The sequence below is a fragment of the Leeuwenhoekiella blandensis MED217 genome (assembly GCF_000152985.1).
Lineage (GTDB): Bacteria > Bacteroidota > Bacteroidia > Flavobacteriales > Flavobacteriaceae > Leeuwenhoekiella > Leeuwenhoekiella blandensis.
This window is the reverse complement of record NZ_CH672395.1, coordinates 1985900-2012540: the sequence shown is the minus strand read 5'-3', so window position 1 is coordinate 2012540 and position 26641 is coordinate 1985900. Positions and strand designations below refer to the sequence as shown.

The following is a 26641-nucleotide window of genomic DNA, read 5'->3' as shown; positions in this document are numbered from 1 at the left end:
CTTCAGAACTTGCTTTGACAAATTTTCCTGGCCAAGACCACAAGGTTTCTTTGAAAGTATTTTATTTGGTGAGATGCTTCGAGAATGACACTCTATCATGGTGTCTTCGCTATTTTAGAATAAATAAAAATTAATTCAGTTCTGAAGAATCGATGAGGCGTTGCTCGGCTGCAGCTATCTTTTCAATCCGCACTTTTACAGATTTACTTATTGGTGTCTGACTGCGCTCTGCAAAATGATTGTAGGGAACCAAAACATTCGTTTCCGGGAAATAGGCTGCAATATTTCCTTTTGGGATGTTATACGGAACGATTAAAAACTTTCTGGCGGTGCGAACAATACCGTCATACGTGCTGTTAAGATTAACAATATCAAGCTTTTGAAGGCCTAAATCCTTCATATCCTCTTTATTGATAAATACCACGCGACGCTCATTATACACACCTCGGTAGCGGTCATCTAATCCATAAATTGTGGTATTGAATTGATCGTGAGAGCGCATCGTCATCAGCATAAATTCATCTGAAGCTAACGTATGCTCGGGTAACTTATTGACGGTAAGTTGAGCTTTTCCCTCCGGAAGCATACTAAAATCAAGATTACGTACATTATTAGGCAGATAAAAACCGTGGCCTTCAGAGCGTTTGGAAGTATCTTCAAAACCTTTCGCCACTTTATCAATATACTCGCGAATCAAATCATAATCTTCACCCAAACGTTTCCAATCGAGCGGATGATTGTCAAAAAAGGTATTTGCCATTTCTGCAATGATTTGTGGTTCGCTGCGTAAATTTCCAGTGGCAGGTTTGAGAATTCCTTTAGACTGACTCACCTTTCCCATACTGTTTTCCACAGTAAAGTAACGTTTGGTATCGCCATTCATATCCTTTTCAGACCTTCCTAATGTAGGCAGAATCAATGCGGTTTTTCCGGTTACTAAATGCGTTCTGTTAAGCTTCGTACTTATCTGAACGGTCAACTCACATTGCTCAATAGCTTCGGCGGTGTACTGCGTGTCTGAAGCAGCCATTAAAAAATTTCCGCCTAAACAGAAAAAAGCTTTGGCTTTTCCTTCGTGCATCGCTTGTATAGATTCTACCACATCCCAACCTTTATGAGCAGGTGGCTCAAAAGCCATATGCTTTCTAATGCGCTCATTCATCGCTTCATCTACAAAATGCTGTATCCCGACGCTTCTATCGCCTTGCACGTTGCTATGCCCTCGTACGGGACAGGTTCCTGCTCCGGGCTTTCCTAAAGCTCCTTTTAGTAAAAGTAAATTGACGAATTCTCGTATGTTTTCTACACCATTTTTATGTTGTGTAAGTCCCATTGCCCAGCACACAATGATCTTCTTAGATTTCCGAAGCATCGCCACCGCCTTATTGATCGAAGCTTCGCTCACGCCGCAACGCTCCAGAAGATCTTCCTCATCGTATTGCGCCAAATCATTCATAAAGCTTTGATAGCCCGAAGTGTATTTTTCAATAAAAGCGTGATCAAAAACTTGATGATCTATACTGTCTAAAGTTGCCAATTTCTTTAAGATCAATTTCATCAACGGAATATCCTGATTGATTTTTACCGGCAAATGTAAATCTGCCATTTGCACTCCGCTTCCAATGGTTCCGCTTAAATGCTGCGGATTTTTAAAATTGACTAAACCAGACTCTTCTAACGGATTTATGCTGATCACTTTTCCGCCGTTATTTTTACATTTTTCTAGGGCAGACATCATACGCGGGTGATTGGTTCCGGGATTTTGACCGGCGATCAAGATCACTTCGGCTTCATATAAATCTTCTAAAACGGTAGACCCCTTGCCTATTCCCAAGGTTTCACCAAGCGCCACCCCGCTAGACTCGTGACACATATTAGAACAATCGGGTAAATTGTTGGTACCTAACGCACGTGCAAAGGTTCCGTACAAAAATGCGGCTTCATTGCTCGAGCGTCCCGAAGTATAGAAAATGGCTTCGTCAGGAGCATTTAACTCCTTGAGGTGCTGGGCGATCAAGTCATAAGCTCCTTGCCAAGAAATGGGTTCGTAATGATTACTCCCCGGTTTTAAAACCAAGGGTTCGGTAAGACGACCAAATTTATTGAGTTCGTAATCAGACAACTGAGAAAGCTCTGCTACGCTCCATTTTTTGAATAGGTTTTTATCAGCCTTAGCAGTGGTTGCTTCATCCGCCAGCGCTTTTGCTCCATTCTCACAATATTCAGCAACAGGAGATCTATTTTCTGGGTCTGGCCAGGCACAGCTTGGGCAATCAAAACCATCTTTTTGATTCATCTTAAGCAAAGCGCCCATAGAGCGTAAAACTCCCATTTCTTTAAAACCATGCTTTAGAGCTTCTTTCACGCCTAGCATTCCTGCGGCATCGCGTACAGGATCTCCGAGTTTAATATTGGTAAATTCTTCGATTCCGGTGATTGAAACTCCTCGTCTTAAAGGCTTTGACATAATAGTACGATTCTTTTAAAATATAACGGTTTAAGCAGCTTGAACGCTCCTAAAAAGCTTCAATTTAATTAATAATTGTGCAGTGATCTATTAAGGAAAAACTAAATAAATACAGAAGGTTGAAGCAGGGATATTAAAAGCGTGTTAATCACGAAACTATTTTATCTCCCTCCTCAGTCTTTCGTTATATTCGCTAAAACATAACGCTTAAAAGAATGATTTCAGTTGCTCAAGCTCAAAAGTCGGTTATTGATAATGCTGCGCTTTTACCAAAACAAAAGGTAGAATTGAGTGCTAGCAGTAATCAGTTCTTGGCACAAGACATCATTGCTCCCATCTCGTTGCCCCCATTTCGTCAATCGGCGATGGATGGATACGCCTTTATATATGACGCAAATTGCACGTCCTTAAAAGTTGTTGGAAAAGTACAAGCCGGGGCTGTGGAAGTTCCTAAGTTGAAAAAAGGAGAAGGCATCCGCATATTTACAGGGGCTGCGGTTCCTGCTGAAGCAGATACGGTTATCATTCAAGAGCATACAAAATCTGAAGGCGATCAACTTCTCATAGAAAAACTCCCTGCAAAAGGCGCAAATATTAGACCTATTGGTGAGCAAATTGAAAAAGGAAACGTGGTCTTAAAACAAGGCCATCAGGTCAATGAAGCTTCAATTGGTTTTATGGCGGGCCTTGGACTTACCGAAATTGAAGTTTACAGAAAACCAAAGGTTGCCGTGCTGATGACCGGTGATGAATTGCAGGCGCCGGGAAGCGAACTCAAACCCAATCATATTTACGAGAGTAACGGTATCATGCTCAAAAGTGCTTTAAAACGTATAGGCATTGATAGCATCGCACTTTTAAAAGTTGAAGATACTTTAGAGGCTACCATCAAAATGGTGAAAAATGCACTTGAAAATGCCGATGCGTTGTTGGTTTCCGGTGGAATTTCGGTTGGGGATTATGATTTTGTGCAAGAGGCTTTGATCACGAATGAGGTTGAAGAACATTTTTATAAAGTAAATCAAAAGCCCGGAAAGCCGCTCTGGTTTGGGACGAAAGAAGATAAGTCGGTTTTTGGACTTCCAGGAAACCCGGCTTCCAGCTTGACTGCTTTTTACGTTTATGTTTTGCCTCATTTAAGAGCACGTATGGGAAGTTTAGATCCTTTTCTTCCACAGCATAAAGCAAGGCTTACAACAACCATTAAAAACATTCATAATAAAACCCTGTTTCTAAAGGCCGGCGTTAACCGAGATGAGATTACACCGTATACCGATCAAGCAAGTTCCATGCTTAATACCTATGCGCTGAGCAACGCTTTGCTTTTGGTTCCTGAAGAAAAAGAACTTCTCAATGAAGGTGATTGGGTGACTTATATTGATTTAAACTTTTAAGATGAGAGCGGTAAAAAGTAGAGTTTGGATTGAAGAAGATGGTCAGGTATTTCTTGGGTATGGGCGTGTTGAGCTCTTAAAAAATATTGAAAAAACGCAATCGATAAGTGCTGCGGCCAAAGCGATGAACATGTCGTATAAAAAAGCCTGGAGTCTTATCAATTCGATGAATACGCTTTCAGACACTCCCCTAGTCATTACCAATACCGGTGGCAAGTCTGGCGGCGGGACTGTTTTGACAGCTTATGGTAAATCTATGATTGCTGAATTTGAAAAACTCAATACGGCTTGCGAGACTTTTTTAGATGAAAAATATGAAGATTTAAAAGAAGCCTGACTGATGACTGAAACTTTAAAAAATAACATTCCCGCTTATATTTTATGTGGAGGTAGAAGTTTAAGAATGGGACAAGACAAAGGTCTAGTAACGCTTCAGAAGGGTGAGTTTATAACACATATAATCAGCACTTTAAAACCTATTACAGATTCAATAGTTCTAATCACCGAGAATGAAGAATATAGTCGTTTCGGACTTCCGGTAATACAGGATGTTTATCCTGAAAAAGGTCCGTTGGGAGGAATTCACGCTGCACTTCAGCATACGGAAGAATCACAAATTCTTGTTTTCAGTTGTGATATACCCCTTTTAAAATCTTATGTTATTAGAGAACTCATTAGGTTTAAAAATTCAGCAGATATTGTTTTCGCAAAAACTGAAAAAAGATGGCATCCTTTGATAGGCATTTATCCTAAAGGTTTGCTATCTGAAGTTGAAGAAAATCTAAATCAAAACAAACTCAGATTGATTGATTTTATCAAAGAGCACAAGTATAAAGCCGTTAATTTTATAGATGATGCGGCGTTTACCAATATTAATACGCCTGAAATTTTAGCGCGTGTGGAGAAAAATTTAGTCTAAATGGAAATTACACTGAAATATTTTGGTCAGCTGGTAGATGTTATGGGTACACACGAAGAAACGAGACCTGTAGATTGCTCCACCACATTGGCCTTGCTAGAACAGCTGAAAAAGAATAACGCGATAAGTCACATTCCTTTTCAGTTGGCGATCAATCAAAAACTGATTGATCAAGATGAAGCTGTAAGTCTTCATGACGGGGACGTGATTGCATTACTTCCGCCTTATGCCGGTGGATAAATTATAAAGATGAATAAGTACCAAAGACAAACCATTTTACCCCAAGTTGGGATTAACGGGCAGCAAAAATTAGCTGAAGCCCGGGTGCTTATCGTGGGTGCCGGTGGACTGGGTTGTGCGCTTCTACCCTACTTAGCTGCAGCTGGTATTGGGAATCTAGGTATTGTTGATGGTGATCAGGTTGAAGAAAGTAATCTTCACAGACAAATTCTCTATACGCCAAAGAATATTGGCGAACACAAAGTAGAAGCCGCAAAAACTTTTTTGAAAGCGCAACAACCGGAGCTTCATTGTACCGCATACACAGAATATTTAAGTGGAGAAAATGCGCTTGATTTGTTTAAAGAATACGACATCATCATTGATGCTACCGATCGTATTGAAGTGCGTTATCTCATAAATGATGCAGCGGTACTTACTAATAAACCTGTGGTTTACGGTAGTATTCATCGTTTTGAAGGACAAGTTTCGGTATTCAATTATGAAAATGGGCCTACTTACAGATGTCTTTTTCCAAAAGCCGTTGAAGTGCCAAGCTGTGAAGAAGCAGGAGTTCTGGGAACAAGTGTTGGCCTTATTGGAATGTTACAAGCCGCTGAAGTATTAAAAATCATTCTAGAAACCGGTAATGTACTTTCAGGAGAATTGCTCATTTACAACACACTCACAGCTACGCAAGACAGGTTTAAATTCAAAAAGAATGAGAACATCCAAATAACTCAAGAATCGTTTAACGCAGCGCATAAAAACAATTATTCACCTAAAGTTTCTTTCAGCATTGATCTACTCGTAAATGGAATTTTGGTTGATGTAAGAACAAAAGAAGAACAACCTAGAATCGCAAATGCTTCCGTTTTGGAAATTCCTTTGCAAGAGCTAAACCGTAAAGTACAGGATTTTGAATCTTCAAAAGACTATTATTTCTTTTGTCAAAGCGGCGCACGGGCGCTGCAAGCGGTTCGACTTCTAAAAGAACATAAACATATAAACGCAAAAGCACTTACAGAAGGTGCTGCTCAACTCCAAAAGCTGATCACAACAGCTTCAGTTTAAAATAGAATAAAATGAAACAAGTATTTATACAAGGCCCCATCAGCAGTGAATTTATTGGGGGTTCAATAGCAAAACATCAAAGCAAAACCAGCATTGGCGCACACAATATTTTCCTGGGTCAGGTGCGTGCTGATGATGTTGATGGTAAAAAGGTTGCGGCAATTGAGTATACCTGTTATGAGGAATTGGCAAATACCAAACTTCACGAAATTAGAGAAGCGGCATTTGAAAAATTTGACCTGATCTGTATGCATATCTATCACAGTTTGGGCACAATAAAAACCGGTGAGATTTGCTTTTTCGTTTTTGTTTCAGCAACTCGAAGAAAAGAAGTTTATGCAGCTACAGAATGGCTGGTAAACCAAGTTAAAGAACATACACCAATTTATGGCAAAGAGATTTTTGAAGATGAAACGCACCAATGGAAGGTGAATAGTTAGTTTAAATGCTTCTTAAAAAATCCTGAATACAACACTTATGGTTGATATAACCCACAAAATAAACACGCTAAGAACTGCTACTGCACAAGCTACAGTAAGCGTTAGCAAGATAGAAACGATTGAAGCGTTGCAGCGCAATGCGGTGCCTAAAGGCAATGTTTTTGAAATGGCAAAAACCGCCGGATTATTCGCAGTTAAGAATACGCACACGAGTATTCCCGATTGCCATCCTTTGCCTGTAGAATATACCGCAGTTGACTATCGTATTGAAGGTTTAGACATCTTCATTGAGATTACCGTAAAGACCGTATATAAAACCGGTGTAGAAGTTGAAGCCATGCACGGTGCTTCGGTAATCGCGCTTACGATGTATGATATGCTAAAGCCTATTGACAAAGGAATTGAAATCAACAACGTGAAGTTACTCCACAAAAAAGGAGGAAAAAGTAGCTTTAAAGATCAAAATCCGTCGAGACTCAGCGCGCATATCATCGTCTGTTCAGATTCTATTTCTGAAGGAAAAAAAGAAGATAAAGCGGGTAAAGCTATTATGGAAAAACTTCAGGCGAGCGATGTTCAAATACAAGGATATGAGATCATCCCTGATGATTTGCAAACCATTCGCAATAAAGCCATTGAACTTTCAGATACTGTAAATCTTTTGATCTATACCGGCGGAACTGGTTTAAGTATGCGTGACGTCACGCCTGAAGCTTTAGAACCTATTCTGGAGCGCCGTATTCCGGGAGTTGAAGAAGCTATACGCAAGTATGGCCAAGATAGAATGCCTTATGCGATGCTCTCGCGCAGCGTTGCAGGAACCTTGGGTAATTGCCTTGTTTTGGCATTACCGGGTTCAACTAACGGAGCCAAAGAAAGTATGGATGCTGTTTTTCCGCATCTGTTGCACGTATTCAAAATATTAAGAGGAGCCCAACATAATGCCGATGAATAAAATCACCGCTATATTAACCGATACTCACGGCCGCAAGCACAATTATTTGCGTATTTCGCTAAGCGAAAAATGCAACCTGCGCTGCACTTATTGCATGCCGCACGACGGAATTCCGTTGAGTCCTCGTGCCAATTTGATGAGCGCAGAGGAGATCGAAGCTTTTGCCAAAGTGTTTGTCGAAAATGGCGTGGATAAAATTAGACTTACAGGTGGTGAACCCTTGGTACGGAAAGATTTTAGTGATATCCTAAAGCGTCTGGCCAAGCTCCCAGTAAAATTATCAATTACCACCAATGCCCTACTAACCCATCGTTTTATAGCCGATTTTAAAAAATACGGACTCAAGGATATCAATGTGAGCCTAGATAGCTTGAATGCTGAAAAATTCAATTTTATCACGCGTCGCGATCAGTATAAAAAGGCCTTTACCAATATTGAACAACTCATTAAGGAAGGTTTTAATGTCAAGATCAATGCGGTTTTGATGAAAAATTTTAATGAAGATGAAATCGTAGAATTTATCAAACTCACTAGAGAGCGCGACATCAATGTGCGGTTTATAGAGTTTATGCCTTTTGACGGAAATGCCTGGAACAAAGATAAACTCGTGTCTCAGGCTGAAATCATAAATCGTGTTACCGATCATTTTGGGGTTGAAGCTTTGCAACCACTTCCTAATGAAAAGAACTTTACAGCGCGTAATTTTAGGATTCAAGGTTTTACGGGAAGTTTCGGTATTATTAGCTCGGTGACCAATCCGTTTTGTGACAGTTGTAACCGGATTCGGCTTACAGCAGATGGTAAGTTGAAGAACTGTCTTTTTTCAAATGAAGAAACTAATTTATTGAAACCCTTTCGCGAAGGCGAAAAATTAGAGCATCTCATTGATGCCGCGCTCAATAAAAAGAAAGCGGTACGCGCCGGAATGACTGATTTTGATCAACTCACCAACCCTGATCTGCACAGTAATAATCGCAGTATGATTGCGATTGGTGGATAATTAATAGGTATACAATTTATCGTAATATCTTTTAACCGAATCTTCCCAAGAAAAGCGAACGGCTTTAGCCTTTCTACGCATGACACCCCAGCGCTTACGGTCATTTTGATACACATCAATACAGTGATCAAATGCTTTTACCATATTGCTTACCGTCTCATCTATATGTGAACCATAAAAGGCAAAACCGTCAACCCCGTCTCGCACGGTATCGATAAGTCCGCCTGTGTGATGCACCAAGCAAAGCACGCCATTGCGCATGGCGAGCATCTGGCTGATCCCACAAGGTTCAAAAAGACTTGGCATAAAGTAAAGATTAGACTCTAGGTAAATGGAGTCGATTATATCTTCAGATTGGCCGTTGATAAAAATAAAATTGGCGTGCTCATAACTGATGTCACGCATTAAACGTTCATATTCGGGCTCGCCTGTTCCCAAGAGAATGAAAATGCCGTTTTTAGCTTCTAGATTTTTGAGGATTTCCTTTAAGGCTTCCGGATTTCTTTTAAAGAAATAAAACTTTTGCTCGGTCATTCGTGCGACACTCGAAGCCACAAAACTCGGAGGATTCAGTAGCAGATGTACTACTTTTTCGCCAGTATTAGCCAGAATATCTGATTTGTATTTTTTAGATTCTTCTTGAATCCATTTAAAGATCTGAATCAGAATATTAGCATACAAATTACCCTTTTTCGCAACGCGCATATTCTTATAATTCACACCATTGAGAATCCCGTGAAGTCTGCCTTCAGCAAAAGCAATGCGCAAATCTTCTTCCAGCCCTTCTCCCCCAATGAATTCAGGTTTATGACTGGGCCGCATGATGTCTTGCATATAAGACGGACTCACTGTATGCACTTTATCAGAAAGTCTGATCCCAACCGCCATAAGATTGATACAGTCATTATAACGTGGATCTTTGATCTTCTCATAGTCATAACCCAACTCTGGAAAGAAATTATTGATCGAAGCAAAATTATCGTTGAGCGGTCTGATTCCTTGTAAACTCAAATTATGAATACTGTATACAAACCAACTCTCTTTTAAAATGGTGAAATCTTGATGAAAGGCTTTATGAAATGCCAGAAGTGCCGTGTGCCAATCATGTAAATGCACCACATCTACGTGGTCAAAAATATTCTGCTTTACTGCTTGAGCAACAGCTGTATTAAAAATGAAGTATTTAACTGCATCAGTAAAAAAAGGCTCTTCAGGATCATCATTATAGATATGTGCGATGTTGCCTTCAACGATCTCAGGATGATCAATCACATAATGGGTGATTCCTTGAATTTTCTTTTTAGGAGCGACCTCATAAATAGAGGCGACGGTTGCTTCTCCTCGAATATTAAATTTCAATTCTGAAATCAGGCGTCCATTTTTATGAAGTCGGTTATACGCCGGTACTACCACATGAACGTGATCGCCGGTAACAGCGATTTGTCTGGGCACATCTCTAACAACATCTGCCATACCGCCGGCCTTACAATTTGCCAAAGCATCATTTTCGGCTGAAACAAATAAGAAATTCTTCATCTACTGAATTAAAATTTATACGTTACCCTCTGTATTTAAGCAAACTAAATAGCTTCTTAGAACAATATTACTTTGTAAAAGCATTTCATTTATATGCTTAATTAACTAAGATATGTTGATGTTGCTCAAAACCGTTATACAATTTACTGCTGTGTAAATGCTATGCATCACTAAAAATAATATTTCAATCAGAAATAAACGTCACATATACATTTATTATTCTTAAAAGCTTGTGAAATTTTACACTACGCTCGTATTCAACTCAGTTTTTAACGAAACCCTAATACCTGAGGTAAAAATTTGACCGTAAATTTCAGATTATGAAATCTAACCAATTCTACCTTCTCTTTATTCTATTGTTAAATTTGAATGTTATTCTCTGTAACGCACAGGATAGCACGGCCACCGTTTCTGGTAAAGACTTACCCTCTAGCGAAGCCACAGTTCCCAAGAAAGGAGATTATTTACCCAATGCCATTCAAGAATATAATGATGCGTATTTTGTTTTAAATCGCTTAAACAGACCTATTGGGCTTCCTCCCAATAACTTCAATTTTCAGTCGCCACAGGCTACACTGGAACATTTTATCGTAAAAGCACGAAATGCTAATTTTCAAGATGCTTCATATGCGCTGAATTTAAACTTGCTTCCAGATAATCTCTCAAAAGAACAAGCTGCGACTTTAGCCGAAAAACTCTATTTCGTTTTAAATCAGCGTGTGAAAATTGATTGGGGAAGCCTGTCTGATAGACCGGATGGACAAATAGACATAAGCACAACAACCAACCAGGCGATCGCCGGAAAACCAATGCGTAGTGTAGTTTTTGGCGAAGTAGATCTCAACGGAAAAGACGTTGTTCTGCGGCTTCAACGGGTAAAGTATAAAGAGTTTGGCGCATTCTGGCTGATCTCTGCAAATACTGTTGAAAATATAGACGGACTTTATGAAGTTTATGGGCCGCGAGAGTTAGACCGAATGATGCCCGATTGGGCACGCGTACGCTTCCTAAACATGCCTGTTTGGAAAGTTGTAGGAACTCTCATTCTCATTCTACTCAGCTATTTTCTGGGAAAAGTAAGTATTGGCATTTTTAGAAAACTCTTCAGAAAATCGAAAAAAGCTTGGGTAAATACAATTGCAAAGCGACTAGCGACTCCTGCAGGTTGGGCTATTGGAGTATTGTTTTTTTACGTTTCGCTCAATAAACTAATTTCTTTTGGAGGTAGTTTTGCAAGTACGCTTTACGCCATACTTCTGATCGCCGTCATTGGTACGATCACTTGGTTTATTATGCGATTTATAGACTCGTTTATGGTTTATGTTGCCGAGACTAAAATTGGTGATGCCAATCCCGAAGAAAACAATGAAGCCCGAATGATGATGACCTATATTTCTGTAGCACGCAGGGTGATTACCTTTGTGGTTATAATCGTAGGCATCTCGGTGATTCTCTCACAATTTAGATCTTTAGAGAAGTTAGGGATTTCACTTATTGCTTCTGCCGGTTTAGCTACTGTAATTCTTGGTGTAGCCGCTCAAAGTACCTTAGGAAATATTATTGCAGGTATTCAAATTGCGATCACAAGACCGGCCCGTATTGGCGACACTGTGATCATCGGAGATGATTGGGGTTATGTTGAAGATATTCGGTTTACGTATATGGTTGTGCGCACGTGGGATTTACGCAGATTAGTTGTTCCACTCAAAACGATTATCAGTAACACTTTTGAAAACTGGTCAATGACTAGTGCGCATCAAGTGCGGCCGATAATTTTATATGCAGATTATAAAATAGATGTTGATCTCGTACGCAATAAATTTGTAGAGCTCCTAGAAGCTGAGGAGGATTGGGATGAAGAAAATCCGCCGACTGTGCAAGTGGTAGATGTTACAGAAAAGGCATTAGAATTGCGAGCGCTTTGTAGTTCAAAAGATGCCTCTACAACTTGGGATTTACATTGTAGACTGCGTGAAAAACTCATCACCTATATCTGTTCATTAGAAGATGGAAAACATCTTTCAAAATCCCGTGTTCAGTTTGAAAACACGTTGATGACTCAAACTTCTCAAACAGCTCCAACAAAGGAAGAAGAGAAAAAAGAGGAGTAACCTCCCTTTTTCAAATTAAAAAGCTTTGGTTAAAACAAATTTTCACAGAAGAGAAAAGCTTAAAAACTATTCCTCTTCATCAAGCGCCATCGCTAATTCTTCTGAAAGTTCGAGGGTATGAAAAACATTTTGAACATCGTCATCGTCTTCAAATTTTTCAGCTAGATTGAGAATTTGTTGTGCTTGATTTATGGGTAATTCAACAGTATTCAATGGAATGCGCTGCAACTCGGCATTTTTAGTTTCAATATTCAATTCTTCAAGGTGCTGCGCCATTTTTCCAAAATCTGTGAATTCGGTATAAATCACAAAAACATCTTCGTGATTTTCAAAAGACTCCGCTCCTCCTTCGATCAATTCTAATTGAAGCATTTCCCAATCACGTTCAATAACCGCTTTATCAAGCGTAAAAACACCCTTTCGGTCAAACAAGAATTCCAGCGAACCGTTTGTGCCTAAACTTCCCCCGTTTTTAGAAAATATAGAGCGTACAGAAGCAATAGTACGATTAGTATTATCGGTGGTGCATTCTATAAAAAAAGCGATTCCGTGCGGGCCATAACCTTCAAAAGTCATTTGCTCATAACTATCGGCATCTGCTCCTGAAGCTTTTTTAATCGCGCGCTCGATCGTATCCTTTGGCATATTTACACCTTTGGCATTTTGAATTGCGTTACGCAAGGCTGGATTAGAATCAGGATCTCCATTCTGATTATTTTCTTTAATCGCAACGGTAATCTCTTTGATCGCTCGCGTAAATTGTTTTGCTCTTTTCTTATCCTGGGCTCCTTTTCTGTGTTTAATATTGGCCCATTTGCTATGTCCTGCCATATTCTAGTTCATTTTTGTCCAAGAGATAATTTAAAAGATTATAAGTACAGCACAAGCACTTTAACCCTTTTTTAAAGTTTTCTACGTAATGCTGAAGACATAATTATATATTTTCGGTTTACATTTGAGCTATGGAAGAATTACTGAAGCAACATTACGCACATATTTTTGAGCCTGAACTTCTAAATGAAATTGCAGAAGTTGGCGTCTTAAGAGAAGTGACTGAAGGTGAAAAACTTATGGAAATTGGCCAGTACATGACCGCAATGCCATTGTTAATTTCAGGAGCCATTAAAATTCTTCGGGAAGATTCTGACGGTGATGAGCTTCTACTCTACTTCCTAGAAAAGGGCGACACGTGTGCTTTGACACTTTCCTTCAATCGCGGACAACGCAAAAGTGAAATACGCGCAATTGCTGAATTGGATACCGTATTGATTATGGTTCCTATTCAAAAGATGGAAGAATGGAGTTCAAAATACAAGTCTTGGCGTAATTTTATTTTTGACAGCTACCAAAACCGCTTGATGGAGATGCTTGACACAATAGATAGCATCGCATTTATGCGTATGGATGAGCGGCTACTACGCTACCTTAGAGATAAACAAAAACTAGTACAGAGCAATACCATTACAAGTACCCACCAAGATATTGCCTACGAACTGCACACGTCGCGTGTGGTTATTTCTAGACTACTTAAAAAGCTGGAACTCGAAGGACGTATTAAAATTAAGCGGAATAAGATCGAATTGATAGATCTGGATTAAATCTCGAGTGCCTCGCGCATCGCTTTGGCTTTTAGGAGACATTCTTCATATTCTTTTGCCGCAGTGGCTGGTGCAGTAATCGCACTACCCACCGAGAACGAAACATAAGGTTTTGCGGCGTTATAAAGAATACTTCTAATCACTACGTTAAAATCAAAATCACCATTGGGTTCAAAGTAACCTATGCTGCCGCTGTAAAGTCCGCGCTGGTGATTTTCTAATTCTTCAATGATCTGCATAGCCGAAACCTTTGGAGCACCGGTCATACTTCCCATAGGATATGCCATTTTCAATAATTCGATAGGATCTTCTTGCAGATCAATTTCTGCACTTATCGTAGAGATCATTTGATGCACTTGCTTAAAACTGTAAACTTTACAAAGTTCTTCTACAACAACGCTTCCTTTACGCGCTTTTTTAGACAGATCATTTCGCACAAGATCGGTAATCATAATATTCTCTGAACGCTCTTTGGCGTCCTGAGCGAGCATACTTGCGTGTTTAGTATCTAGCTTATGATCCATGTGCCTTGGAGCAGTTCCTTTAATTGGCTGACTTATCAGTTTGGTGCCTCTTTTAACCAAAAAACGTTCGGGAGATGAGCACAAAGCAAATTGCGCATCTTTCTTAAAAAAAGCAGCAAAAGGCGCTTCTGAAATCTCATTAAGATGCAAAAAGCTTTTTACAGGGTCAATTGCAGCCTCCGCATAAAATTCCTGGCAAAAATTAGCTTCGTAAATATCACCGCGGTGAATATGATCAAGCATTTTATTAACCTGTGAGCAGTAGGCATCGCGATTAAAACGCACTTGAATTTTAGGCTTTGTTATTGGCGCAGCTTGATTTTTGAATTCGTGTTGCGATAATAGCGCTTGATAATCGGCTTCTATTTCATTTGCAACGTGTGGCAAATACATAAAAGTGATTTGATTCCCGGTAAGCTTAACAAGTTTTTCAGGCTGAAAAAAATAGAGCTCGGGAAACTCCAAATGATCCGGATTATTAGAATCTAGATCTTCAAGTTCGTTCTTTAAGTCATAGGTGAGAAATCCTAAAATGTAATCCTGAGTTTCCTTTCTGTATTGAGACAACTCATCAAAAGCGTGGCCTGTTGAAGTTACAAGCTGTGTATGCGCCTCTACACCCAGCAACATATCAAAAGTACCATAACGGTCTTTGTTTTGGTTTGAGGTAAGCAAACAGCTTACTGTTGCTTGATTAGCCCAATTTACCAATCTAGACAAAACATCAAAAGATGCAGGGATTTCTCTTGTTTCAATACTGCGCATAGCGCTGCGAAATTACAGTTTAGAAAATAAAAAAACCGCTATTGCTAGCGGTTGATTTCTATTGATTGAACTAAGTCTTATTGCTTATCGATCCAATCTTTGATCTCTTCTTTAGTTTTACCGGTTTTTTCCTGAAGCTTTCCTAGCATCTGGTCAAATTTACCTTCTGCGTGTGTCGTATCATCTTCGGTAACGTCACCGTATTCTTCTTTGAATTTTCCTTTTACTTGTTTCCATTTTCCTTCTAATTGGTCAGAATTCATAGCTTTATATTTTTGTTATTAATATTACTTAAAATTACACTTTGCTTCTGCCCTTGTGCGTCAATAAAACGCTAATGTTTATGCGGCTTGAGTTAAATTTGTCTAAATTGGAACCTATGAAAAATACAATCGCTTTTCTCGCAATCTTTCTCGTGCTATGTTCTTGTAAAGAAAAGGCAAAAGAAACCGCGTCTGCTTCTTTAAAACCAGCAGATGCAACCTATTATCTTATAAGACACGCTGATAAAGTGCGCGGCCCAAACGCCGGTTCTGATCCTGAATTGAATGAAATCGGACAAGCAAGAGCGCAATTTTGGGCAGAAGAATTAAAGGAGGTTTCTTTTGATGCGGTTTACAGTACAGACTATAAACGCACCTTAAAAACAGCGGCTCCAACCGCCGAAGCCAATGATCTTGAAGTACAACTATATGATCCTACCGAGTTGTACAGTAAAGAATTTCAGCACAAAACAGCAGGTAAAACCGTTTTGGTCGTAGGCCATAGTAATACAACACCGGCTTTTGTAAATGAAATTCTAGGAGAACCTAAATATGATGACATCGATGATGCTCTTTATGGTTTCCTCTATGTGGTTCGGGTAAAAAATGGTTCTGCTACTGCAGAAATCAAAGATTTTAACAGCTGGAGCAAGGATTAACTTCAACCTGTTCTAAATCTATTTTTGACAGCAGTTCAAGGTTTCCTGTTGTAAATAAACTGTCTAAGGATTGCAGAGGCGGAAATTGTTCTTGTGGCTTGAAGTTGCGGTAATCTACAAAACGTACACCGTTAATCGTTCGCTCATTATAAGCCTCTCTAAAACGGGTTCCGCCTTCATTAACGTGATAATTATAAGCTAGAAAATCTACCGAAAAATCTTCGGTATTGATCCAATACATATAGGTGTCTTCAAAATCTTCACCTCCACCCTCTTCGCTAAAGGTAACCTTGATCTCATAATAGGTTTTTCCGTTGATGCTAGCTTGACCTACTTTTTCAGCGTGAACGGCTTCAGCATCCAAACCATACGGTAAAACCGAAAAATAATGTACCGAATTTACACCGCCCGATAGTGAAGTGATCAAACTATCGGCAACAGCAACTTCAGTCTCATTTATAAAACGCTTAAAATCAGAATTGGTCAACTGGTCTAAAGTGTCTTTACAGCCGGGATCTGTGCACCGCTCCAGTTTAAATCTTCCGTTATTTCGATCTGCACTATAAAATTTGTCTCTAAACTTAAACGAAATCAAGGCGGTATCTATTGTTTTTCCGCCGGCAGCCTCAATCGCATGAGCTACAATAGCATCTGCATCCAATTCTTTGGACGTTTCGTTACAAGCGGTTAAAAGCGTAAGTGTAAAAAGTAGAACTAGTTTTTTCATCTCTTAAAATTGAAGCACAAAATTAAAGATATTTAAAGCAATAGAAAGCCCGCGTAGAAATTAGTATTTTTGTAATCAAGTGTGCAAGCACTTAGAAGTCCAAAAAATCTATGAAACAAGCAAATACCATAAACATCAAAAATAAAAAAGCACGCTTTGAATATGAGCTGCTTGATAAATATACTGCCGGAATAAAACTTGCCGGTACTGAAATCAAATCGATACGCGAGGGAAAAGCATCTATTGCAGAAAGCTTTTGTGAATTTCAGGATAATGAATTGTTTGTGATCAATATGACGATTCAGGAATATTCGCACGCAACCTATTTTAATCACAATCCAAAAAATAGTCGCAAGCTTTTGTTAAACCGAAGAGAGCTTAATAAACTGCATAAAGAAGTGCGTAATAGCGGATTGACTATTGTGCCACTACGCCTATTCATAAACGATCGCGGACTTGCTAAAATGCAAATTGCACTGGCAAAAGGTAAAAAGTTGTATGATAAGCGCGAAGCCATCAAAGAACGTGATTCTAAAAAACGTTTAGGACAAATTAAAAAGGCTTTCAACAATTAATGCAACACGCACAAAGTAGCTTACGTCTTTAGATAAAACTTCTCTTATGATCCAAAAGCTACTTTTTTGCTTCTTTTTATTGATCACTTGTTCTGCCAATAGTCAAATCAACGGATTGGTAACCAGTGAAAAGGACGAACCTCTTCCCTACGTAAATATTTATTTAAAAAATAATGCTAGAGGTACCACGACCAATGGGGATGGAATTTATCAATTAGACATCCCTGCTCCGGGAACGTATACGCTGGTTTTTCAATTTTTAGGATATACTACCCAAGAAAAGACCGTTAGCGTTGAGACATTTCCGTATACACTCAACGTTACTTTAACTGAAGAAACGACCTCTTTAGATGAAGTACTGATCAACGCCAATGAAAATCCCGCAAATCGAATCGTTGAGGCTGTAATTGCAAAAAAGCCCGAGATACTAAAAAAGCAAAATGCGTATACCGCAGACTTCTATTCCAGAGGTTTGTGGCGTGTTGAGAATGCTCCAGAAAAAATTCTTGGTCAGGAAATAGGTGATCTGGGAGGCGGTTTAGATTCGACAAGAACAGGTATTGTTTATTTAAGTGAGACCATTTCAAAGATCGCCTATCAAGCACCCGATAATTTTAAAGAAACCATAACCGCTAGTAAAGTAAGTGGTGATGATAACGGTTTTAGTTTCAATAGCGCGCAAGAAGCAGAATATTCTTTTTACAATAATACCTTAGAGATAAATACTCCGTTGATCTCACCAATAGCTGATAACGCCTTCAATTATTACCGGTATAAACTTATAGGAACCTTTAGAGAAGGTGACAAACTGATCAACAAAATTGAAGTAACACCCAAGCGAGCTAATGATCGTATATTTCAAGGGGTTATTTACATCGTAGAAGATGATTGGCAACTCTATGGTGTAGAACTCACAACTACAGGAGCTGCGATTCAAGTACCATTTGTAGAATCGCTAATATTTAAACATAATTTTAAATACGACAGCCAAACCGATTTATGGGTAAAAATCTCACAGAGTATTGATTTTAGCTTTAAACTTTTTGGCTTTGGAGGTAATGGAAGATTTACAGCGGTCTACAGTAATTATAACTTTTCGCCCGAATTTGATCGAAGTACATTTACCAATGAAGTATTAAGTTTTAAACCTGAAGCCAATAAAAAAGACAGTATTTTCTGGAACCAAATACGTCCCATTCCGCTTACTATTGAAGAACGATCAGATTACACGCTTAAAGACAGCATTCAGGAAATACGTGAATCTAAACCCTACAAAGATTCTGTTGATCGCGTGCAAAACACCCCCGGAATTTTAGATCCGTTACTTGGCTATAGTTATACCAATTCCTATGAGCGCTGGCGTGTGGGTTATAACGGTCCGTTGACTACGCTAAACTTCAATACTGTTCAAGGTTTTAACGGAACAGCAGGTTTATTTTACAATACGTGGTCTGAGAATAATACGCAAGCAACCTATGCCAATCTTAATGCAAACTATGGGATTGATGATGATAAATTGCGCTTTACCAGCCGTATAGCCAAACGCTTTAACCGAATCAATAATCGCACTTTTGCCATAGAAGGAGGAACCAAGGTCCAGCAGTTTAATGCCCGAGAACCCATTTCAAATCTTGTAAACAGTATTTCGACACTTTTCTGGGAACGGAATTATATAAAATTGTATGAATTGGATTATGCAAGATTCAGCTACAGTGAAGAGCTTGTAAATGGTCTACAGCTTTATGCCAATGCGGGCTATGAAAAGCGCTCACCCCTATTCAATACCACAGATCAAGTTTGGATCAAAAATCCTGTCGCATATACTTCTAACAATCCTTTGCAACCACAGGATTTCAACACCCCTGCAATACAAACTCACGAGTTGGCAAAACTCAATGCAAGAGCGGTTATCAATTTTGGTCAGAAGTATATGAGTTATCCTGATGGTAAATTCAATATGAATGAATCTAAATTCCCAACGTTGACATTAGATCTTGAACAAACTTTTGCTGCTTCTGATGCAGCTTATAATTTCACTCAAGTTGCAGCTCAATTAAAGCAAGAATTTGACATTTCAAATAAGGGAAATTTTGGATACACTTTACGTGGAGGAACTTTTTTCAATGCAGACGACATAAGTTTTGTAGACTACCAGCACTTTCAAGGAAATCAGACGAGAGTGCAGCTAGATGGACGCCATTTAAACGGATTTAATTTACTTCCATATTATGATTTTAGCACCAATACCAGTTATTTTGAAGGGCACGTAGAACATAATTTTAAAGGCTTTGTTCTTGGAAAAATACCAGGAATACGTGCTTTAAATGCAAATCTTATTTTAGCCGGACATACACTTTATACAGCGCAAAAACCGTACTACGAGTTTTCGGCAGGAATTGGAAATCTGGGCTTCGGAAAATTTAAATTCTTACGTGTGGATTATGTAAGATCATTCAACGGACCAAACAAAGATGGTGCGTTTGTTTTCGGTCTTAGTTTTTAAAACTAAAACAGTTCTCAAATAATAGAATCTTAACTACTATTTTCAATGACAAAGAAACTGAAACAACCTGAAGTTTGGCTTCGTGGTCCTATTGAAGAAATACCACAGCTTTTGCAACCTGCTGCCCACGCTTTGCTACAGACCTCAGAAGAACTACCCTACTGGTTAGATGAATTTCCGGATGAGCAATTGTGGGAGAAACCAGCAGGAAGAGCTTCGGTAGGTTTTCATCTGAAACATCTTACCGGTGTATTGGATAGAATGCTTAGCTACGCTCAAGGCAGCGCTTTAACCCAAGTACAATTTGATTACTTAAAATCAGAAGGAATAAAAGATAAAACCAGTACAACCGAAGCACTTATTGCAAATTTTCAGCAAAAAGTGGTACAAGCACTGGCCTATTTTAAAACTTTAGATGAGTCTACTATAAAAAGTGCCAGAACTGTAGGCCGAAAAGAATTGCCTTCTACAGTAATTGGATTACTCTTTCACGCTGCAGAGCACAGTCAGCGTCACTTGGGTCAATTGATCGCTACTGTGAGTTTTGTAAAGGCCAATTAATTATTTACTATTTTGTTTTTTAACGCATAGAGCACCAAACCTATGCGACTTTTAACTTCTAGCTTTTTAAATAATGTGTCTCTATAATTATCTATCGTTTTAGGACTTAGACACATTTCATTGGCGATCTCTTTATATGTTTTATCAGAACAAGCCAATTCCATAAATTCAAGTTCTCTGCTAGAAAAATTTTCTAAAAGAGATTCCTCATCCTTTTTTGAGACACCTCGAAGTAATGCTGTTGTCACATTATCGGTATAAAAATGGCCTTTGGTGAGCACTTCAGTAAGAGCAAGATGTAAGGTATCTGGATGAATATCTTTTAGTAAATAGCCTTTACTCCCGGCCTTAAGCATTTTAATTATCGTCTCTTCATCATCATCCATAGAAAGGGTGATCACCTTGATGTTTGGCTTGTTTTCATTTAACCAAGCTATGGTTTCAAAACCATTCATAATAGGCATATTTATATCGAGAAGAATAATACTTGGTTCTTTATTCACCGTGCTCAATTTGTTGATAAGATCATTGCCATTACGCGCCATTAAGGCTACTTCAAAACCATCAAAACTGTTTATAAGGCCTTGCAACGACTGTGCAAAAAGAACATGGTCATCAACAACACCTACGATACAATTTTCCATAGAGATTGTCTTATTTGTTTGATTAACTTCTTTACTAAAGGTAGTCATTATTATTTATACTTGTTTCTTTAGGTATTTGATCTGTAACAAAGTACCCTTCTGTTGTTCTGATTGAATGTCGAAATCTGCAGCGATTAACAGCGCTCTGCTTTTCATGTTTACAAGGCCAGAACTCCACGTAACTTTATCTATTTCAAAGCCCACACCATCATCTTCGGCGGTAATTTTGAGTTCGTTTAGCGTATAAGAAAAACAAATTTTTAAATGGGTGGCTTTTGCGTGTTTTATGACATTACTTAGAAATTCCTGAATAATTCTAAATAGGATTACCATATCATCCTTAGGCAAATTAAAAGTATTCCCTTTGAGTGTAAATTCTGTTTTAAGAAATTTCAAGCGTTCAAGACGATTGAGTTCGTTTTTCGTGCTTTCAACAAGTCCCACTTGATGAATAACCTCATTATTTAGATTCTTAGATAAAGCCCTGATCTCACGTAGCGATTTACCAATCAACGCTTTGATTTCTGTGAGGTCTTCGTCTGAGTTCAGTTCATTTTTTGAAGTGAAGATGTTAAGTTCCAAATTAGCGACAGAAAGCAACTGGCCAATATTATCGTGAAGTTCTCTTCCTACGTTTTTTAAGGTTACTTCTTGAATTTCCAACTGCGTACGTGCTACTTCTTCTTGGTATTTAAGAATTGCTTCATTGCGCTCGGTTATAAATTTAATTTTACGTTTTTGAAAAACCACAAATAGAAATACCACAACGATCAAAAATGCTAAAAGAACCAGAGAGCAAACAATAATGAGTTGCTCAAAAGATTGGGAGATATTTTCATCAAACGTGAGTTTCATAACTACGCTCAATTGGTTTCAAGCGGATGTTCAATAGTACGACGATTTGCTTTTATAAATGCTATCGCAATACAACAATATTGAATACAGTTGATCAAAAATAAAACAACGCTTAATATGATGGGATTCTCCTGAATAAAAAATAACAGGGTTATATAAAACGGCAGATAAGTTACACAGTAAATGAGAATCCCAAAACAAACCCAAAAATAGGGAGACTGTGTAATGTTGAGCACTACTTCTCTGCTTAACATTTCTACGAAATAAAATGCTACCGCGGCTATGAGTAATAAAGTTCCTAAGGAAAACGAGTAGGATAAAAAATTATCAGCTATCGATCCACTAAAGATGGCATTTATAAACCAAAAGGAAACGTAGAGAATAAAGAAGATTCTGATTATTTTTTTTCGAAAAGCTGAAGAAAGTAATGTATGAAACCAAGCTAGGAAAAAGGCAAAATGTATAAGGATATAAATATTGTATAATAGCGTATTAGGAATTTTGAAAAGCTCATAAGAAACTCCAGCGGCAAACTCATTTAAAACTACATAAACTAAAAAGTAAAGAATGTATTTAAACTTATGATTTTTAAACTCTTTATACCTTATAATACCAATTATAAGGGCTATAAGTTCTAAATACTGAGAATAGGAACTCAATGCTTCCATAGCCCTTATATTTATTATTGATAATCCTCTGGTGGCGGTTTTCTCGTATGCCCCATATTTAATGGCGGTATATCAAGATCATCTTCGTCAGTTTGAAGAAATGCATTAAAATTAATCATTGAAGCTTCGTTAGAAACAGCTTTTACTCCTGTCGGGACAATAAATAAGGTAGAATACCCTGCTACCGATTCATCGTGGTGATCCTTAGGATACGCCCCATAATAGACACGCAATCCATTTACTGAGTAGCCTTTTTCATTAGCTAAACTTTTAGCATAAGAAATGTATTGCTCCAAGTCTTCAATAGACCACCAACTTGATCGGCTGTCGGGCATCCCAATAGCTTCGTTGATCACATTAGCTCTGGTCTTAGTAAAGGTTCGGTCTAGAATTTTTGCCTCTTCAATAGAAATTACACCTTCAGGAGGTTTACTCGAATTACCTTGTTCTGCACAACTTATAAAAGTAGATACAGCGAACAACGATAAAATAATAAATAGCGTGTTGCGCATAGTTTTAGAATTTTCAATTAGTGAAACTAAAGTAAAACTTTTGCTAACAAATAGATTGACAGCAGGTTAAATAGGGGGAAATTCCCCATAGCGTTAAGGGCAAATACTGAAATTAAAAAAGGGTTTTATACAGCATACGGATTCAGGAAATTAACCACTGAAAATCAACAAATTATATATCTAGCTTTGAAGTGCAAAAAATCTAAATTCTCCAATTTATGCTCTACGAATCGCTCGAAATATTACGAGAGCAAGTAGCAAATTATCTCGAAGAGATGGGCTTAGGATCTAATATTGTGGTATTAGATTCTATTGCTCATTTTATAGATAATACAAATAGAGATAATGAACCTCTAGATAATAAAGTCATTCTTTCTTTACTCAATCTTCAGGAAGAGACAGCACTCAAAAACCAACGCAATTACACGATAGAAGCCGGTAAACCGGTTTATCGCAATGCGCCGGTAAATTTGAATGCATATATCCTGTTTACGTGTAACAGAAGTGACTATGCGTTTTCCCTTCGTTCTTTAGCCTCAATCATTAGTTTCTTTCAAGGGAAGAACAGCTTTAATCATAAAAACACTCTTTTTTCCCGCAATACTCAAGTGATGCAGTCGGTTACTGAGTTTCAATTTACCACAGAGCTTTTTACACCTTCTTTTGAAGAACTCAATTATATCTGGAGTATGCTTGGTGGTAAAGCCTATCCGGCGGCGATGTACAAACTCAACATCATCAAACTTCAAAGAGAACATATTCAGGATGAAGGAGCCTTACTTACGCAGGTTCAAACACAATATAATCAGATCACGTCATGAGTATTGTGTCACAATATCGTCCTTTATTTGAGGTAGCCGTATATCACAAATATTTTTTAGATGATGGGTTAATTGCGTTTGATGATAACGAACCACTTCAGAAAAAACAATTAGCTAACTACAATTGGAATAGCTTCGGAAAGATCATACCTACTCCACAAACTTCGGCACTTCTCAAAAATCATAGAATGCTACTGAAGCAAACTCAAGAAGGCTTTTTAGTGCTTACTGAAACTGAAAAAGTAAGCGATGATCCTACTACTTTTAAGCCATTGGTAACGCTAGATCCAGAGCTTATACTTGACTTTTATATACAGCTTACAGACGCTCAATTCTTCAATTTTACCGATTTAGATGCTTCTAGCGAGCTTCCACTTTTTATAAGTAATTATAATACGCTTTATAATGCTGCAGATCCGGTATTTATTGCCCCTTACAACAATTCCTCTAATGCAAAAAATCACCGTACATCAGCACTGATGCAAGCGCATCTTTACAAGAAATACCCAGAATTGAAATTAAACAAACTCGTCTTGATTTCCTTACAAATGCGAAACTCAAGATCAGGCATGAATTTAATACTCAATAACGGAAATCTTCCACAGGTAATGCCACACTTTAAAATCGTTTTTCATAACCGCAAAACGATCTGGCGTTACTATTCAGGAAGCTCAAAAAGTTTACTTTTTTCAACGGATCCCGACGAAATGCCACTAGTAAAGAATGGAATTATCCCGGTAAATCAAGGCAATACCGACTACCCCGCTCCCAATCCCAGCAGAATTATTCAAGAACGTAACCCCGACGGCATTATTACTAAAACATATTCTAACATCTATATTAATTAAACACTTTCTATTATGGCATCATCCTACAAAACGCCTGGAGTTTACGTAGAAGAAATATCAGTATTTCCTCCCTCGGTAGCACAGGTAGAAACGGCTATACCGGCTTTTATAGGCTACACTAATAAAGTTTCGAATAAAAGCGAACACGATTTATTGCTAACTCCAAAGAAAATCGGCTCTATGCTAGAGTTCGTGGCGCTCTTTGGAGGTGCTCCTGAAGCTAATATTAGTGACATAAAACTTACTGCTTCAAAATCGGTCTCTTCCTTCAGTATTGAGGATACCTATTACTTGTATGATGCACTAAGGCTATTTTACGCAAATGGTGGCGGTGATTGTTATATCGTAAGTGTGGGCAAATGCGGTGAAGATAGTATTGCATTGACAGATTTAGAAAGCGGTTTAGCCAAAATTGCCAAGGTAGATGAACCTACTATTTTAGTTTCTCCCGATGCCTGTTTATTAAATCAAGCTGATCTCGACTCCTTTAATCAGGGATTATTAAAACAATGCGGAAAATTAGGTGATCGCTTTGCTTTGTTAGGTATTAAAAATGATAATGAAGATCTCGAAGTAGATATAAGTGCCTTTAGAAATGGCGTTGGTATGAACAGCCTAAAATATGGAGCTGCGTACACGCCTTGGTTAAAAGCAAATTTACCGCGAACCGTTCATTACAAAAGTTTAAAAGGTAAAATAAGCTTAGGAGGTGTTTCGGTTAGTTTAGCTGACTTGATTCAGGATGCAGAAGCAAAAAGTCTTGCTAATCAACTTGATGAACTGATAGATGACAGCGCACTTGTAACAGATAAGCTGAGTGACCTTGCCGACTCTAGTTCCTCGGTTGATAATCAGTATCAGGAGATGCTTACTACGGTCACAACAAGTTCGTCCATCACGAACCTACTCAGTCTTTTTCAATTCTATGCTGATGCAATTGATTTTATACGAGATATTGTTGAAGTGGGAACCGATAATTATAAATTAAAACACACTTCGGCAACAGCTCCTGACCAAGCCTTACAACCGCATTTAAATTCGGTATTTAATACAAGTTTGACTAGTGGCAGTATTCATACCATTACGGAGACTATGGGTGAAATGCTCAAAAGTTTCAATGATGCTTTTACTGCTAGTCATGTAATTAATTCCACAACAGGTGTAGATTATACGCCATCCTCAAGTAGTACAACCTATTTTGTAGATAGCGAAAGTCAATCAAGCCAAATAGCTGCATTACTCCCTACGGTGAGTAGTTTCTATACTGAAATCAAATCGGCATTAGATTATATCAGCAGCACGACAGCAAATTATTTAAGTACTTACGAAACCGCCGCAACCGAAATGATTCCGGCATTAAAATCGATAAAAAGTGCGATTGCAGGAGAATACATCGTGCTACCACCTGGTGCAGCAATTGCAGGAGTTTATGCACGAACAGATGCTAACCGCGGCGTTTGGAAAGCACCAGCCAACACTTCTTTAAATAGTGTTGTAGGTGTGACACACCTCATCGATCACGAAGATCAACAAGGCCTAAATGTTGATACCGTTGCAGGAAAATCTATAAACGCCATCAGACCCTTCACAGGTAAAGGCATTATGGTTTGGGGCGCACGTACCCTTGCCGGTAATGACAATGAATGGCGCTATGTTCCTGTACGTCGCTTTTTTAATATGGTTGAAGAATCGGTTAAAAAAGCTACCGAACAATTTGTTTTCGAAAGTAACGATGCCAACACTTGGGTTAAAGTACGCGCGATGATCGAGAACTTCTTAAATCTTCAATGGCGTGCCGGAGCTCTAGCCGGAGCAAAACCTAACGATGCTTTTTATGTGCGTGTAGGGCTTGGAGAAACAATGACCGCCGAAGATATCTTAAATGGAATTATGGCGATCGAAATAGGAATGGCTGTAGTGCGACCAGCAGAGTTTATTGTCCTAAAATTCTCTCACAAAATGCAGGAATCATAACAGTCTAAACATCTAATCGTATTAATTAA

The 26641-nt window shown here is 38.5% G+C and carries 27 protein-coding genes; 17 read left to right on the top strand and 10 right to left on the bottom strand.

Translation table 11 applies throughout. From position 1 onward, the window contains the following. Positions 1-130: 130 nt before the first annotated feature. Entirely contained in the window at positions 131-2467 is a 2337-nt protein-coding gene (locus tag MED217_RS08665) for an FdhF/YdeP family oxidoreductase (protein ID WP_009780130.1), read from the bottom strand. 215 nt (positions 2468-2682) lie between these two features. Here MED217_RS08665 and MED217_RS08660 point away from each other — a divergent pair, with 215 nt between their 5' ends. Genes MED217_RS08660 through moaA form a run of 8 tightly spaced genes read left to right on the top strand, consistent with a single transcriptional unit; the run spans position 2683 to position 8468 of the window. Continuing rightward, the gene (locus MED217_RS08660; protein WP_009780129.1) at positions 2683-3861 is read left to right on the top strand and encodes a molybdopterin molybdotransferase MoeA; all 1179 of its coding nucleotides are present in this window, start codon (positions 2683-2685) and stop codon (positions 3859-3861) included. 1 nt (position 3862) lies between these two features. Continuing rightward, positions 3863-4198 (top strand): winged helix-turn-helix domain-containing protein, encoded by a 336-nt coding sequence (locus MED217_RS08655; protein WP_009780128.1) that lies wholly within the window; start codon positions 3863-3865, stop codon positions 4196-4198. Between the two features lie 3 nt (positions 4199-4201). Next, complete coding sequence (locus tag MED217_RS08650) at positions 4202-4780, top strand: molybdenum cofactor guanylyltransferase (protein ID WP_009780127.1); 579 nt, start codon at positions 4202-4204, stop codon at positions 4778-4780. Further along, entirely contained in the window at positions 4781-5020 is a 240-nt protein-coding gene (locus MED217_RS08645) for a MoaD/ThiS family protein (protein WP_009780126.1), read from the top strand. 9 nt (positions 5021-5029) lie between these two features. Next, on the top strand, positions 5030-6073 hold the full coding sequence (locus tag MED217_RS08640; protein WP_009780125.1) for a HesA/MoeB/ThiF family protein: 1044 nt from the start codon (positions 5030-5032) through the stop codon (positions 6071-6073). A gap of 11 nt (positions 6074-6084) precedes the next feature. Then, complete coding sequence (locus tag MED217_RS08635; protein ID WP_009780124.1) at positions 6085-6513, top strand: molybdenum cofactor biosynthesis protein MoaE; 429 nt, start codon at positions 6085-6087, stop codon at positions 6511-6513. 37 nt (positions 6514-6550) lie between these two features. Beyond that, positions 6551-7468, top strand: a complete 918-nt coding sequence (gene moaCB / locus MED217_RS08630; protein ID WP_009780123.1) for a bifunctional molybdenum cofactor biosynthesis protein MoaC/MoaB — start codon at positions 6551-6553, stop codon at positions 7466-7468. Beyond that, the gene (gene moaA, locus MED217_RS08625) at positions 7461-8468 is read left to right on the top strand and encodes a GTP 3',8-cyclase MoaA (RefSeq protein WP_009780122.1); all 1008 of its coding nucleotides are present in this window, start codon (positions 7461-7463) and stop codon (positions 8466-8468) included. Before moaCB ends, moaA begins: the two co-directional genes overlap by 8 nt. On the opposite strand, the gene MED217_RS08620 is transcribed toward moaA, so the two are convergent. Then, on the bottom strand, positions 8469-10004 hold the full coding sequence (locus tag MED217_RS08620; RefSeq protein ID WP_009780121.1) for a glycogen synthase: 1536 nt from the start codon (positions 10002-10004) through the stop codon (positions 8469-8471). A gap of 320 nt (positions 10005-10324) precedes the next feature. Here MED217_RS08620 and MED217_RS08615 point away from each other — a divergent pair, with 320 nt between their 5' ends. After that, positions 10325-12115, top strand: coding sequence for a mechanosensitive ion channel family protein (locus MED217_RS08615; RefSeq protein WP_009780120.1), 1791 nt, complete (start codon positions 10325-10327; stop codon positions 12113-12115). 66 nt (positions 12116-12181) lie between these two features. On the opposite strand, the gene MED217_RS08610 is transcribed toward MED217_RS08615, so the two are convergent. Then, positions 12182-12946 (bottom strand): YebC/PmpR family DNA-binding transcriptional regulator, encoded by a 765-nt coding sequence (locus tag MED217_RS08610; RefSeq protein WP_009780119.1) that lies wholly within the window; start codon positions 12944-12946, stop codon positions 12182-12184. Positions 12947-13077: 131 nt separating this feature from the next. Here MED217_RS08610 and MED217_RS08605 point away from each other — a divergent pair, with 131 nt between their 5' ends. After that, on the top strand, positions 13078-13713 hold the full coding sequence (locus MED217_RS08605) for a Crp/Fnr family transcriptional regulator (protein ID WP_009780118.1): 636 nt from the start codon (positions 13078-13080) through the stop codon (positions 13711-13713). On the opposite strand, the gene MED217_RS08600 is transcribed toward MED217_RS08605, so the two are convergent. Together MED217_RS08600 and MED217_RS08595 are read right to left on the bottom strand one after the other, a co-directional pair. Then, positions 13710-15002 carry an anthranilate synthase component I family protein gene (locus tag MED217_RS08600; RefSeq protein ID WP_009780117.1) on the bottom strand — a complete coding sequence of 431 codons (1293 nt, stop codon included), beginning with the start codon at positions 15000-15002 and terminating at the stop codon, positions 13710-13712. The genes MED217_RS08605 and MED217_RS08600 overlap by 4 nt on opposite strands. A 77-nt stretch (positions 15003-15079) precedes the next feature. Next, complete coding sequence (locus MED217_RS08595; protein WP_009780116.1) at positions 15080-15265, bottom strand: CsbD family protein; 186 nt, start codon at positions 15263-15265, stop codon at positions 15080-15082. 116 nt (positions 15266-15381) lie between these two features. Here MED217_RS08595 and MED217_RS08590 point away from each other — a divergent pair, with 116 nt between their 5' ends. Then, positions 15382-15924, top strand: coding sequence for a SixA phosphatase family protein (locus MED217_RS08590; RefSeq protein WP_040532683.1), 543 nt, complete (start codon positions 15382-15384; stop codon positions 15922-15924). Here MED217_RS08590 and MED217_RS08585 read toward each other — a convergent pair. Beyond that, entirely contained in the window at positions 15902-16651 is a 750-nt protein-coding gene (locus MED217_RS08585) for a DUF6503 family protein (RefSeq protein ID WP_009780114.1), read from the bottom strand. The two genes, MED217_RS08590 and MED217_RS08585, sit on opposite strands and share 23 nt — an antisense overlap. Positions 16652-16761: 110 nt before the next feature. Here MED217_RS08585 and smpB point away from each other — a divergent pair, with 110 nt between their 5' ends. From smpB to MED217_RS08570, 3 genes are read left to right on the top strand one after another with little or no spacing between them, the layout of a single operon-like run. Next, positions 16762-17226: an SsrA-binding protein SmpB gene (smpB, locus tag MED217_RS08580; protein WP_009780113.1), complete on the top strand. Its 465-nt coding sequence runs from the start codon at positions 16762-16764 to the stop codon at positions 17224-17226. Between the two features lie 46 nt (positions 17227-17272). Next, complete coding sequence (locus MED217_RS08575) at positions 17273-19729, top strand: DUF5686 and carboxypeptidase regulatory-like domain-containing protein (RefSeq protein WP_009780112.1); 2457 nt, start codon at positions 17273-17275, stop codon at positions 19727-19729. A gap of 45 nt (positions 19730-19774) precedes the next feature. Further along, positions 19775-20290, top strand: coding sequence for a DinB family protein (locus tag MED217_RS08570; RefSeq protein WP_009780111.1), 516 nt, complete (start codon positions 19775-19777; stop codon positions 20288-20290). On the opposite strand, the gene MED217_RS08565 is transcribed toward MED217_RS08570, so the two are convergent. Genes MED217_RS08565 through MED217_RS08550 form a run of 4 tightly spaced genes read right to left on the bottom strand, consistent with a single transcriptional unit; the run spans position 20287 to position 22969 of the window. Beyond that, entirely contained in the window at positions 20287-20934 is a 648-nt protein-coding gene (locus MED217_RS08565) for a response regulator (RefSeq protein WP_040533391.1), read from the bottom strand. The genes MED217_RS08570 and MED217_RS08565 overlap by 4 nt on opposite strands. A gap of 54 nt (positions 20935-20988) precedes the next feature. Further along, on the bottom strand, positions 20989-21789 hold the full coding sequence (locus MED217_RS08560; protein WP_154648926.1) for a sensor histidine kinase: 801 nt from the start codon (positions 21787-21789) through the stop codon (positions 20989-20991). A gap of 8 nt (positions 21790-21797) precedes the next feature. After that, positions 21798-22457 carry a hypothetical protein gene (locus tag MED217_RS08555; protein ID WP_009780108.1) on the bottom strand — a complete coding sequence of 220 codons (660 nt, stop codon included), beginning with the start codon at positions 22455-22457 and terminating at the stop codon, positions 21798-21800. A gap of 14 nt (positions 22458-22471) precedes the next feature. Beyond that, on the bottom strand, positions 22472-22969 hold the full coding sequence (locus tag MED217_RS08550; protein WP_009780107.1) for a hypothetical protein: 498 nt from the start codon (positions 22967-22969) through the stop codon (positions 22472-22474). A 218-nt stretch (positions 22970-23187) separates the two neighbouring features. Here MED217_RS08550 and MED217_RS08545 point away from each other — a divergent pair, with 218 nt between their 5' ends. From MED217_RS08545 to MED217_RS08535, 3 genes are read left to right on the top strand one after another with little or no spacing between them, the layout of a single operon-like run. Next, entirely contained in the window at positions 23188-23790 is a 603-nt protein-coding gene (locus tag MED217_RS08545; protein WP_009780106.1) for a Pvc16 family protein, read from the top strand. Then, positions 23787-24638, top strand: coding sequence for a hypothetical protein (locus tag MED217_RS08540; protein ID WP_009780105.1), 852 nt, complete (start codon positions 23787-23789; stop codon positions 24636-24638). Before MED217_RS08545 ends, MED217_RS08540 begins: the two co-directional genes overlap by 4 nt. Before the next feature lie 12 nt (positions 24639-24650). Further along, positions 24651-26612, top strand: coding sequence for a phage tail sheath family protein (locus MED217_RS08535; protein ID WP_009780104.1), 1962 nt, complete (start codon positions 24651-24653; stop codon positions 26610-26612). Positions 26613-26641 lie beyond the last annotated feature (29 nt).